The following is a 12,299-nucleotide window of genomic DNA, read 5'->3' as shown; positions in this document are numbered from 1 at the left end:
CGCCCGCGCGCGGGTGTTACGTTCCCTGGCATGCCGCACGCTCCCGCCGCAGCGCCCCGCGCCGCCGCGCGCCCCCGCGCCGCAGGACTCCGGACCGTACGCCCCCCGGCCGTGCGCCCTCCCGCGGCCCGTCCCCGCGCCGTACGCCCGGCCCCGGCGCGGGCGGGCGCGTGACCGGCCCGGAGGGGAGCGCGGGCATAGCCGCGGCCTCCCGCACGGAGCTGACCCCGCTGGCGTTCCTGGAGCGGTCCGCGCGGGTGTGGCCCGGCGAGCCCGCCGTCGTCCACGGCGAGCGGCGGCTCACCTACGGCGAGTTCGCCGCGCAGGCCACCCGGCTGGCCCGGGCGCTGCGGGCCTCCGGCGTCGGCCCCGGCGACCGGGTCGCCTGCCTGCTGCCCAACGTGCCCGAGATGCTGCTTGCGCACTTCGCGGTGCCACTGGCGGGCGGGGTGCTGGTGGCCGTCAACACCCGCCTGGCGGCCGAGGAGATCCGCTACATCCTCGACCACTCCGGCGCCCGCCTGCTGCTGGTCGACGCGGGCCTGACCGGCGGCGTGGCCCCCGTCGCCGACCGGGTGCCCGGGCTCGCCGAGGTCGTCGTGGTGCGCGACCCCGCCGCCGCGCCGTCCGCCGCGCCGCCCGTGCCGGGCGCGCTGGACTACGCCGACCTGCTCGCGCGGGGCAGCGACGAGCCGCTGCCCTGGACGGTCGCCGACGAGAACGCGCCGATCTCCCTCAACTACACCTCCGGCACCACCGGCCGCCCCAAGGGCGTCGTCTACACCCACCGCGGCGCCTACCTCAACTCCTTCGGCGAGATCGTGCACTCCGCGCTCGGCCCGGACAGCGTCTACCTGTGGACGCTGCCGATGTTCCACTGCAACGGCTGGTGCACGACCTGGGCCGTCACCGGCGTCGGCGGCACCCACGTGTGCCTGCGCGAGGTGCGCGGCGACGCCGTCTGGCGGCTGCTGCGCGAGCACCGGGTCAGCCACCTCAACGGCGCGCCGACGGTGGTCACCACGATCCTGAACGCACCGCAGGCCGGCCCGCTGGACCGCCCGCTCACGGTCACCACGGCCGGCGCGCCGCCCAGTCCCACCACCATCGCCGAGAGCGAGCGGCTGGGCTTCAGGATCGTCCACGTCTACGGGCTCACCGAGACGTACGGGCCGTACGCGGTCTGCCAGCCCCAGCCCGGCTGGTCCGCCCTCGACCCGGCCGAACGCGCCGTGTACCAGGCGCGGCAGGGCGTCGGCATGGTGCAGGCCGACCGGCTTCGCGTGGTCGACTCCGCCATGGCCGACGTGCCCGCCGACGGCCGGAGCATGGGCGAGATCGTCATGCGGGGCAACAACGTGATGCGGGGCTACTTCCGCGACCCGGAGGGCACCGCCGAGGCGTTCCGCGGCGGCTGGTTCCACTCCGGCGACCTCGGCGTCGTCCACCCGGACGGCTACGTCGAGCTGCGCGACCGGGCCAAGGACGTGGTCGTCTCCGGCGGCGAGAACATTTCCACCATCGAGGTCGAGCAGGCCCTGATGTCCCACCCCGCGGTGCTGGAGGTCTCCGTCGTCGGCGTGCCCGACGAGAAGTGGGGCGAGCGGCCCAAGGCGTTCGTGGTCCTCAAGGACGGCCAGGCGGCCACCGAGGAGGACCTGCTGGCGCACGCGCGGGAGCGCATCGCCCGGTTCAAGGCCCCGCGCGAGGTGGCGTTCGTCGACGAGCTGCCCAAGACGTCCACCGGCAAGGTGCGCAAGTACGCGCTGCGGGAGCGGGAGTGGGCGGGCCGCACCCACCGCATCCACGGCTGACGCCCGACACCCGGGACCAGGCCCTACGGCGCGCCGCCGCGCGGACCGGCGCGCCGTACGACCCGGCCCCGGCGGCGGGCCCTACGCGCGCGAGGCGGCCGGCCGGAGGCTGGTGGCCGCGTGCACCAGGTGCCCCACCCGGCTCATGGTCCCGTCCGCGCACTGCCGGGCGTGCTGGGCGTACTGGGCGACGAGGTCGGCGAAGCAGTGCGTCTCGACCCGCGAGAAGCCGATCCCGCCGAGGTCGGCGGTCAGCTCCGCCGGGGTGTAGTAGCAGCGCACGGGCTCGTCTATGGCGGCGAGCCGGGTGGTCATGTTCTCCAGGACGGCGCGCAGTTCGGCGGGCCAGGCGGCGGGCGGCTCGCTGAAGTCGAACACCACCTCGACGCCGCCGGGCAGCCCGGCCAGGTAGCGGAGCGTGGCGAACGCGCTGTCTCGGGTCAGGTACGGCACCACGCCGAGCCAGCTGACGAACGCCGGGCTGCCGGGGTCGAATCCGGCGGCGGCCAGCCCCTCCTCCAGGCCGCCGGCCCCGGCCGACCCGCGCGGGGCCGCCGTCCCGGTCCGGGCCGTCGTCCCGTCCCACCCGGCTCTCCCGCCCGGCTCGGCCGCCGCGCTTCGCGCTGTCTCTCCGCTTCGCGCTGTCTCTCCGCTTCGCGCTGTCTCTCCGCTCCGCGCAGCCTCTCCGCTCCGCGCAGCCTCCCCGCTCCGCGCAGCCTCCCCGCTCCGCGCAGCCTCCCCGCTCCGCGCAGCCTCTCCGCTCCGCGCAGCCTCTCCGCTCCGCGCAGCCTCTCCGCTCCGCGCAGCCTCCCCGCTCCGCTCGAAGTCGACCGGCGCGAACGTCAGCGACGGCGGCAGGGCTATGCCGGCCGCCGCCAGCCGCTCGCGCTTCCACCGCTGGGTGGCGGGGTGGTCCACCTCGAACACGCGCAGCCCAGCCGCCTCGTGCGGGTTGCGGTAGGCGAAGGTGTCGAGTCCCGCGCCGAGGACGACCATCTGCCGTACGCCCCGGCCGACGGCGTCGGCCAGCGCGTCCTCGGCGAAGCGGGCGCGAGCGGCCACGGACAGCCGCAGGGCCGACCGGCCGGACGCGCCGGCGCTCTCCGGGGTCAGCTCCGTCGCGTCCTCGCCGAGCGCGCGCACCGCCAGCGGGTCGCGGAAGACGCTGCCGCCCTCCAGCTCCTGGTGAGCCGCGCGCAGGGCCGCCACCCATCGGGCGGTGAGGCTGGGACTGCCGGTACGCATGATGCCACCTCCGAAGCGGTTGGTTTGTGCAGGCAACTAATCCTCGCAGGTCGTCTCCCCTGGTCGCAATGGCGTGAAACCCTATTGCACGGCGCTCGTCACAGGTCACGGGTCCGGTCTGGCCCCGGCGCGCCCGCCGGGGTCCCGCCGGCGGCGCGCGCGCCGGAGCCGACGCCTCACACGGTCAAGGCTGCCACTCCGGGCGGACCGGCGGCGGGGCCGGTCAGGGGGCGCGGCCGGCCCCGCCGGGGGCGGCGGGGCCACGCGCGGGGAGCTCAGCGCCCGGGCGTACGGGCCGTCAGCCGCATGCGCAGCCCGCGCGGCTTGAGGATGATGCTGCGCAGCTCGGGGCGGACCTGGGCGCCCGGCACGGGGCGCAGCCGCCAGCGGGCGGCGACGGTGGCCAGGGTGAGCGCGGTCTCGGCGACGGCGAAGTCCTCGCCGATGCACTTGCGGGCGCCGGTGCTGAAGGGGATCATCACCGAGCGCGCCGCCCGCGCGCCGGCCGGCCCGGCCCAGCGGTCGGGGTCGAAGCGCTCCGGCTCGGGAAACACGTCGGGCCGGTGGTGCAGGAGGTAGGCGCTGAGCGCGACGGTCGAACCGGCCGGTATCTCGTACGGGCCGAGCCGGGCGGCGGTGTTCGCGGTGCGCGTGAGCATCCAGCCGGGCGGGTACAGCCGCAGCGCCTCGGTGATGACCTGGGCGGCGAACTCCAGCCGGGGCAGGTCGTCGTAGGTGGCCGTGCGTCCGGCCAGGACCGTGTCCGCCTCCTCGTGCAGCCGCTTCTCCACGTCCGGGTGGCGCGCCAGCAGGTGCAGCGCCCACGCGAGGGTGGCGGCGCCGGTCTCGGTGCCGGCGAAGAGGAAGGAGATCACCTGGTCGCTCGCCTCGGCGTCGGACAGGCCGCCGCCCGTGCCGCCCGCGCCGTCGGCGCTCTCGTCGTCCCGCGACGTCAGCAGGATGGACAGCAGGTCGCCGTGGTCCACGCCGGCGGCCCGGTGGCCCGAGACCAGCTCGTGCACGGTCCGGCGCAGGCGGGCGCGCGCCCGCTGGAAGCGCAGGTTGCCGGGGGTGGGCAGCCGGTCCAGCGGCGGCGGCATGAACATGCGGGTGAACACGCCGGTGGAGAAGGTGTCGAAGTCCTCGACGACCTCGCGGTGCGCCGAGCGCGCTATGGAGCCGGCGAACATCGTCATCACCGCGATGCGGGTGGTGATCTCCTGCATGCCCGCCAGCACGTCGAGGACCTGGCCGTCGCGCCAGCCGCCGGTCACCGCGTCGATCTGCTCGGCCATGACGCGCGCGTAGCCGGGCATCCGGGAGTGGTGGAAGGCCGGCTGCACCAGGCGCCGCTGCCGCCGGTGCTGGCTGTGCGGGCAGGTGGTGAGGCCGTTGCCGAGCGCTTCCCGGCCCCGGTCGAACAGCGGCCCGCCCTTGTCGAAGGTGCGGTCGTCCAGCAGCACCTGCCGGGCCAGCTCCGGGTCGCAGACCATGAGCGCTTCCATGGGTCCGATCCGGATGCGCACCATGTCGCCGCAGGCGGGCAGGGAGGACAGGAACCGCAGCGGGTCGCGCAGCAGCGGCACGCCGTGGCCGAGCACCGGCACCGCGCCCGGAGCGGTCCGCGGACCGGTGGTTCTCTTCCCTGTTCCTGCCATGGCACGCCGCCCTCTCGCCTGTCCGACCCCCGCCGGCCGTCTTCGACCGGTCCCGGGACCGCACTCCAGTGCGGTCCGAGTCAGATGTTTCCAGGGGCCTGAACGGGCAAACGGCGTACATTCCTTGCCGCGTGGCGCACAACGAGAGCCGGAGCGCGGCGGGACCTCGCAGGCCGCCGCCGCGCACTCCGGCGCGCGCCTCCGGGCGCCGTGTCCGGGCGCCGTGTCCGGCACGCGCCCCGCGCGGCCGGTCAGCCGAGCCGCTTGAAGAAGAAGCTGCAGTCCTTCGGGACGCCGGCCGGGTTGTTCGCGTAGCCGGGCACGATGCCGTACCGGGTCCAGCCCGCCGTGAGGTACAGCCGCTCCGCGGGGGTGCCGGCCTCGGTGTCCAGGTGCAGCAGGGTCAGACCCGCGCGTACGGCGGCCTCCTCGGCGGTGGCCAGCAGCGCGCGGCCCAGCCCCTGGCCGCGGGCGTCGGGGTGCACCATGAGCTTGACTATCTCGGCGCGGCGCCGGCCGGCGGGCATGGCGCCCCGCGCGAGGCCGACCGTGCCGGTCAGGCCGCCGGGGCCGTGGGCGGCCCACATGGTGAGGCTGCCGTCGTCCACCGCGGCCTGCCGCCCGCGCCACCAGGCGGCCGCCGCGCCCTGGTCGAAGGGCGCGAGGAAGCCGACGGACCCGCCGTCGGCGACGGTGCCCGCGAGGAGGTCGGCCAGACCCTTCACGCTGTCCCGGAAGGTGTCGGCGGACAGCCGGGTGATGGTGTGCAACGTCAGGTCCTCCGTGGTCGTCAGCGGTCGGCGTCCGCCTCCGGGCGGCGACCGGTGTAGTGCCGGGGGGCGTCCCGGCACCAGGCGGTCCGGGCCCGAGGGCGGCAACGGTAGTCGAACGGCACCTTCCGGGTGCGCGCGGGACGGCGCCCGCGCGCGGTGGCGGCGCGCCCGCGCGCAGGCGGCTGTCCCGCGTGTCAGGCTGCCGTCCCGCGCGGGACGGCGATTCGGCGGAGCCAGAACTGACGACGGGTGTCGTCAGACTAGAGTCGAGGGCGTCCGTCGTCGATATCGCGGCCGGTCCGCCCGGCCCGCCGACCTCCGAGGACCGCCGCCATGCCGCCCGCCCCGCCCCCGGAACCCGTCCCGCCCGCCGAGCGGCCCACCTGGGCGGGCACCACGCTGGACGTCCGCCGCGCCGGGCGCCGGCGCGCGCTGCTCGACGCGGCGCTGCGGCTGGCCGGCGGCGCGGGCTGCCCGGCGGTGACGGTGCGTTCGGTGTGCCGCACGGTCAAGCTGACCGACCGTTACTTCTACGAGTCCTTCGCCTCCCGCGACGAGCTGCTGCTGGCCCTCTACGACGAGGTGGCCTGCGAGGCGCTGGCCGCCCTGCGCGCCGCCGCCCCGGACGCGCGGGCCGCCGTCGAGGGCTTCCTCGCCGTCCTGGCCGACGACCCGCACAAGGGCCGGGTGCTGCTGCTGGAGCCCATGACCGATCCGGTGCTGGGGCGCCGCGGCGCGGAGCTGATGCCGGTCTTCGCCGACCTGGTCGGCGCCCACCTCGGCGTCGACCCCGGCGCGCCCGACACCCGGCTGACCGCCACCGCGCTCATCGGCGCTCTGGCCAACCTCTTCGCCCGCTGGCTCGACGGCAGCCTCCCGGTCGACCGGACCCGGCTGACCGCCTACTGCGTGCGGCTGGTGAACGCCGCGCCGGGGCTGGCCCGGCCGGCCGGCGACGGCCCCTGAGCCCGCCGCCCGCCGTGGCCGTCGCGGACCTCATCGATCAGGACCGCGCCCTTGTCGATGCGCCGACGTATCGGATACGTTCGCGTATCGACGAGGGAGGGCGATGGCGATGGCGACAGCGGCGGCCGCCGGGCGCGGCGGGACGCGCACCGCGCTGGTGACGGGCGCCTCCTCCGGCATCGGCGCGGCGGTGGCCACGGCCCTCGCCGCGCGCGGCTACCGGGTGCTGGGCACCAGCCGCGACCCGTCCGCACTCGCCGACCCCGCGCCCGGCGTGACCTACCTGCCGCTGGACCTGACCGACGACGCCGGCATCGAGGCGTGCGCGGCCGCGGCGGGCGAGGTCGACGTCCTGGTCAACAACGCGGGCGAGAGCCAGAGCGGGCCGATCGAGGAGCTGCCGCCCGAGGCGGTCCAGCGGCTGTTCCAGATCAACGTCTTCGGCGCCGTCCGCCTCACCCAGCTGCTGCTGCCCGGAATGCGCCGGCGGCGCCACGGGCGCGTGGTCATGGTCGGCTCGATGCTGGCCAGCTTCCCGCTCGCCTACCGCTCCTCGTACGTGGCCTCCAAGGCGGCCCTGAAGGGCTTCGCGAACGCCGCGCGGCGGGAGGTCGCGCCCTACGGCGTCGGGGTCACCACCGTCGAGCCGGGCTCGATCCGGACGGGCATCAGCGAGCGCCGCACCCAGTACCTGGCCGACGGGTCCCCGTTCACGGCCGAGTACCGCACCATGCTGTCGGCCCTGAACGCCAACGAGGCGCGGGGCATCCACCCGGCGAAGGTCGCCGCCACGGTGATCCGGGCGATAGAGGCCCCGCGGCCCAGACCGCTGTACGCCGTGGGCAGCAACGCGCCGGTGGTCTTCACGCTGCGGCGGCTGGTGCCGGACGCCGTCGTGGAGCGCATGGTGGCCCGCCGGCACGGGCTGCGCTGACCAGCCGACGCCCGGGTCCCGGACCCGCCGCGTCAGCGACCGCCGTCCTCGCGCGGCTCCAGGCTGAAGCGGAACGGGACCGTCCCCGGGTCGACCGCCGTCACCCCGCCGTCCACGGTGAGCGTCGCGCCGTTGACGAAGGACGCGGCGGGCGAGAGCAGCCAGGCGATGGCCTCGGCGGCCTCCTCCGGCTCGCCCGCGCGCCCGGCGGGCACCAGCCGCGTCGCCGCCCCGTACGCCCAGGCCAGCGCCGCGTCGCCCTCCTCCGGCCGCCCCGCCTCCCGGGCGAAGCGCGCCATGCGCCCGTCGGCCAGTTCGGTGCGCACCCACGTGGGGCACACGGAGTTGGCGCGCACCCCGCGCGCGCCGTAGTCGACGGCCACCGAGCGGCACAGCTGCACCAGCGCCGCCTTCGACGTCGCGTACGCGGCGTTCCCGGCCCCGTTGCGCAGGGCGGCCACCGAGGCGACCGCCACCACCGCCCCGCGCGTGCGCAGCAGGTGCGGCAGCGCGGCGCGCAGCAGCAGGAACGGGCCGGTCAGGTTGGTGCGCAGCACCGCCTCCCAGTCCTCGTCCCGCAGCTCGCCCACGGGCCCGCCGCGCGCGATGCCCGCGTTGAGCACCACGCCGTCCAGCCGCCCGTACGCGTCCACGGCCGCCGCCACCAGGCCGTCGACCGCCTCCGGGTCGGCGGTGTCGGCGGGGTGGGCCAGCGCGCCGGTCTCCTCGGCCACGCGCGCCAGCGGCTCCGGCCGGCGCCCGGCGACGACGACGTGGTGCCCGGCCGCGCGCAGCAGCCGGGCGGTGGCGGCGCCGATGCCCGTCCCGCCGCCGGTGACGATGACAACGCGCTGGTCTCCCATGGTGGTCGGACCTCTCGTGCGGATCATGTGGGGGCCGTGCGATCGTACGTCGCGCCGCCGCCCGGCCCAGTCGGGTCCCCCCGGGCTGATGCCGTGTCACCGCGCCGCGCCGGGCGCGGAACAGGTCGGGAACGATCTGGTATCGGCCGCCGTCCGCGGATGGGAAAGCCGGTGGCGGGTGGGAGAGGATGCCGGACGTGGGGGGTTCTCGTACGCGCCGCAGCGCGCTGCTCTATCTCGTCATGCAGGCCGCCGCCGTCGCGGTGGCGCTGTGGCTGGCCAAGCAGTACCAGGTGGCCCGCCTGTCGGCGACCGCCATCGCGCTGGTCCCGACCCTGCCCGCGGCCTGGCTGGCCTGGCGCGCCTACCGCGAGGACCGGCGCGAGGCCGCCCTGGACCTCCAGCCGCGGGCCGAGGCGCTGGCCGCCGCGGTGCTCGCGGCCGAGACCCGGCAGCGCGCCCAGCTGATCGGCGAGGGCGGCCACCGCATCGACGTGCACTTCCGCTACCGCCCGGAGCCCGCGAACAACGCCGCGGGCGCCGCGGACGAGGGCCGGCTGAGCGAGGTGGTCGACTACTACCGCCGGCTGCGCCCGGCCCGGCTGGTCATCACCGGCGACCCGGGCGCGGGCAAGACCCTGCTCGCGGTCGAACTCCTCCTCGGCCTGCTCACCGACCCGCACCGCGCTCCCACCGCGCCGGTGCCCGTCCGCGCGTCCCTGGCCGGCTGGGACACCGTGCAGCCGCTGGAGGACTGGCTCACCGAGCAGATCCACAGCCAGCTCGGCGACACCGGCCTGACCCCGCAGGACGCCCGCCAGCTGCTCAAGGGCTACCGGGTCCTGCCGGTGCTGGACGGCCTGGACGAGATGGACGCCGACTCCCTCCCGCTCGGGGCCCGCCGCGCCCCGCGCGCGCTGGCCCGGCTCAACGACTACCAGGACGCGCACGGCGGCGCGCCGGTCATCCTCACCTGCCGCACCACCCAGTACGCCGAACTGGCCGCCGCCGACCTGCGCATGCGGGAGTCGGCCCGCATCGAGATCGTCCCGGTCAGCGCCGGCCAGGCCACCGCGTACGTGAACGCGCGCAGCACCAGCCCCGGCCGCTGGCGGCCGGTCACCGACGCGCTGACCGCCGACCCGGACGGCACCCTCGCCCGCGCCCTGAACACCCCGTGGCGGCTGAATCTGGCCACCACCGTCTACGAGGAGCGCGACCGGGGCACCCTCGCCTACGCCCGCGACCCCGCCGAGCTGCTGGCCCTCGCCACTCCGGAGTCCGTACGCGACCACCTGCTGACCGCCTACGTGCCGGTCGCCACCCGCCAGCACCGCACCGGCCCCGGCCGGTACGAGGCCGCCGACGTGCACCGCTGGCTCGCCCGCCTGGCCGTCCACCTGGCCGCGACGCCCGGCCCGCCGGCCCCGACCGGAACACCCGGAACTCCCGGAGCCACCGGAACGCCGGGAACGCCCGGAGCGGCGGGCAGCGGGGCGGGCACCGACCTGGTGCTGCACCAGCTGTGGCCGCTGGCCGGCCGGCGGCGCGTGCGCGCCGCGGACGTGCTGCTCACCACGGTCCTGGCGTGCGTCTTCGCCGCGGCGCTGCTGTCGCAGGTGCCCATCGGCTTCACGCGCCAGCAGATCCTCGGGGCGTCCGGGTTCGTGCTCTTCGCCGTGTCGTCGATCATCCCCACCGGCCAGGCCGTCGTCCCGCCGCCCACCGCTCTCCAGCTCCAGCGGCTCAAACACCCGGAGTTCCGGCGCAAGATGACCGGCCAGGTGCTGAAGTGGGTCTGGTACGGAGTCGCTTCCGGGGTGGCGTCCGGGCTGGTCTCGGCGTTCATGATCCGGTCCTGGGCGGTGCTGGACTTCTCGCTGGTCTTCGGGGTCGTCTTCGGCCTGGCGGGCGGGCTCGCGGTCGGCCTGGTGGTGGAGCTGACCGGGTCGCCGCCGGTCACCGGGGGCGGTCAGGTGACGGCCGTGCCGGTCGACCCGCGCATGCTGATCCGCAACGACCTGTGGGTGGGCTCCGTGCTGGCGCTCGCGTTCGGCCTCGCGGGCGGACTCGCCGTCGGGCTCGCCGGGGAGAGCGTCCTGCTCGGGTTCACGGCCGGTCTCGCGGTCGGCCTGGGCCTGGGCCTGTACGGGATGTTCGACCAGTCCGGCGGCGCGGCGGCCCGTCGCTACATGGTGTTCCTGGTGTGCACGCGGGACCTGCCGTGGCGGCTCGGCGCCTTCCTGCACTGGGCGTACGGGGCGGGGCTGCTGCGCGTGTCCGGGACCGCCTACCAGTTCCGCCACCGCGAGCTCCAGGACTGGCTCGCCGCCCACCCCGTGCCGGGGGCTCCCTGAGCGGCGCGGACGTCGGCCTGCCGGGAGCAGGCGGGCCCGCGCCGCCGGCGGGGAAGGCGGGAAGGGCGGGAAAGGGAAGCGGGGCGGCGCCCCCGCACGGGCGCCGCCCCTTTCCACCGCCGCGTCAGGCCGCGCCCGTGGGGACGTCCGCGGCCGAACGCGCCGGAACTACGAGCGGAACGGCCCGGTCACCTCGTAGGTGATGCCGCCCGAGGAACTGCCCGTGGTGCCGCGCTGGCTGGAGAAGTACAGCCGGGTGCCGTCGGGGGAGAAGGCCGGGCCGGTGATCTCCGACGAGGACTGGCCGGTGACCCGCAGGAACGGGGCCACGATGTCGTCCGGCGTGATGATGCAGATCTCCATGTTGCCGCCGTCCTCGGCGACGAACAGGTCGCCGGAAGAGGAGCCGGTGATGTTGTCCACGCCGGTCAGCGGGGCGGCGCCGTTGGTGACCAGCGAGTCGTCGTAGGCCAGCTCGTAGGTGCTGTTCAGCAGGTTGACCTGCCAGACGCGGTTGTCGCCCTTGGTGGTGAACCACACGGTGTCGTTGGCGTAGTGGCAGCCCTCGCCGCCGTTGAACCGCTTGGCGCCGGAGACCTGGTTGCGGGTGGTGGTGGGCTGGCCGTCCGGGTCGGGCACGGTGGCCCAGGTGAAGGAGCCGGAGGTGGCGGTGCCGGCCTTGAGCACCTGGAGGGTGCCGGAGGACAGGTTGCCCCAGGTGGTCGGGAGGAACCGGTAGAAGCAGCCGTCGGACTCGTCCTCGGTCAGGTAGACGGCCTGGCGGACCGGGTCGGCGGCGGCGGCCTCGTGCTTGAAGCGGCCCATGGCGTCGCGCCGCGTGGCGGCGTTCACGCCGAACGGGTCGGTCTCGTAGACGTAGCCGAGCGACACCTCCTCGCAGGACAGCCAGGTGTTCCACGGCGTCGAGCCGCCCGCGCAGTTCTGCCGGGTGTTGGACAGGATGCGGTAGGCGCCGGTGATCGCGCCGGTGGAGGAGAAGCGGATCGCGCTGGCTCCGCCGGACGGGTTGATCTCCGAGTTGGACACGTAGATCCAGCCGGTGCCGTTCGCGAAGCAGGCGCCGCCGTCGGGCGCGCTGTGCCAGGTGTACGAGGTGCCCGAGACGGTCTGGCTGGATCGGGCCACGACCCGGCTGGTGAAGCCGCTGGGCAGCTGGATGCCGTTGGCGTCCGCCGCGCCGAGCGAGCCGTAGGGGCTGGGGCCGTTCTGGGCCGGCGCCGCGTACGCCGCGCCGCGCATCAGGGTCCCGCCGAAGGCCGCCGCCGAGGTGCCGATGACTGCTCCGCGTAGGAAGTTGCGACGTTCCACTGTCACTCTCCGTGAGCCGTGACTGCCCCGCGACCGGCTGGCGGCGGGGGCGCGGTGGGGGCACGCGGAGAGGACCCTAGAGCTGACGAGTTGACAGGAACGCAACACGCCGTTAACCGTCTCCGACCGCCGCACGACGCGAGGTCTGCGTGCGTCGGCCACCTGACCTGCGGTAATGTGCCAAAACCGGACCTTTGACGGTGGCGTGCCGCCCCTCGGCCGCCACCCTCGGCCGCCGCCTCTCGCGGAGCCCCGGCGGGCCACGGCGGCCGTCCTCGCCGGGGTGTCTCGCCGCGGTGTCCACGGCGCCGCCGCTGCCCCGGTCCCGCCGCGCCGGGCGGCCTCACGCGGCCGCGCGGC

General features: G+C 76.0%; 9 protein-coding genes. 4 read left to right on the top strand and 5 right to left on the bottom strand.

Features of this window, described 5'->3' with window-relative positions:
* Positions 1-170: 170 nt before the first annotated feature.
* A complete protein-coding gene (locus RKE29_RS22075) occupies positions 171-1,814 on the top strand; it encodes an acyl--CoA ligase family protein (RefSeq protein ID WP_312007285.1) in 1,644 nt (547 codons plus the stop codon).
* An 81-nt stretch (positions 1,815-1,895) separates the two neighbouring features.
* On the opposite strand, the gene RKE29_RS22070 is transcribed toward RKE29_RS22075, so the two are convergent.
* The 3 genes from RKE29_RS22070 to RKE29_RS22060 form a co-directional block, all read right to left on the bottom strand.
* Complete coding sequence (locus RKE29_RS22070; protein WP_312007284.1) at positions 1,896-3,059, bottom strand: SAM-dependent methyltransferase; 1,164 nt, start codon at positions 3,057-3,059, stop codon at positions 1,896-1,898.
* A 275-nt stretch (positions 3,060-3,334) separates the two neighbouring features.
* Positions 3,335-4,717, bottom strand: coding sequence for a cytochrome P450 (locus RKE29_RS22065; RefSeq protein WP_312007283.1), 1,383 nt, complete (start codon positions 4,715-4,717; stop codon positions 3,335-3,337).
* A 251-nt stretch (positions 4,718-4,968) separates the two neighbouring features.
* Positions 4,969-5,487, bottom strand: coding sequence for a GNAT family N-acetyltransferase (locus RKE29_RS22060; protein WP_312007282.1), 519 nt, complete (start codon positions 5,485-5,487; stop codon positions 4,969-4,971).
* 336 nt (positions 5,488-5,823) lie between these two features.
* Here RKE29_RS22060 and RKE29_RS22055 point away from each other — a divergent pair, with 336 nt between their 5' ends.
* Positions 5,824-6,456, top strand: a complete 633-nt coding sequence (locus tag RKE29_RS22055; protein ID WP_312007281.1) for a TetR family transcriptional regulator — start codon at positions 5,824-5,826, stop codon at positions 6,454-6,456.
* A gap of 103 nt (positions 6,457-6,559) precedes the next feature.
* A complete protein-coding gene (locus tag RKE29_RS22050) occupies positions 6,560-7,390 on the top strand; it encodes an SDR family oxidoreductase (RefSeq protein ID WP_312007279.1) in 831 nt (276 codons plus the stop codon).
* 32 nt (positions 7,391-7,422) lie between these two features.
* On the opposite strand, the gene RKE29_RS22045 is transcribed toward RKE29_RS22050, so the two are convergent.
* A complete protein-coding gene (locus RKE29_RS22045) occupies positions 7,423-8,253 on the bottom strand; it encodes an SDR family oxidoreductase (protein ID WP_312007286.1) in 831 nt (276 codons plus the stop codon).
* Between the two features lie 197 nt (positions 8,254-8,450).
* On the opposite strand from RKE29_RS22045, the gene RKE29_RS22040 reads away from it, so the two are divergent.
* Positions 8,451-10,610 carry an NACHT domain-containing protein gene (locus RKE29_RS22040; protein ID WP_312007278.1) on the top strand — a complete coding sequence of 720 codons (2,160 nt, stop codon included), beginning with the start codon at positions 8,451-8,453 and terminating at the stop codon, positions 10,608-10,610.
* A gap of 168 nt (positions 10,611-10,778) precedes the next feature.
* Here the strand turns inward: RKE29_RS22040 and RKE29_RS22035 are convergent, their stop codons facing one another.
* Complete coding sequence (locus RKE29_RS22035) at positions 10,779-11,939, bottom strand: alkaline phosphatase PhoX (protein WP_312007277.1); 1,161 nt, start codon at positions 11,937-11,939, stop codon at positions 10,779-10,781.
* Positions 11,940-12,299 lie beyond the last annotated feature (360 nt).

It is taken from the genome of Streptomyces sp. B1866, from assembly GCF_031932565.1.
Classification (GTDB): domain Bacteria; phylum Actinomycetota; class Actinomycetes; order Streptomycetales; family Streptomycetaceae; genus Streptomyces.
The sequence above is the reverse complement of the archived record's forward strand: the minus strand, read 5'-3'. Positions and strand labels throughout refer to the sequence as shown.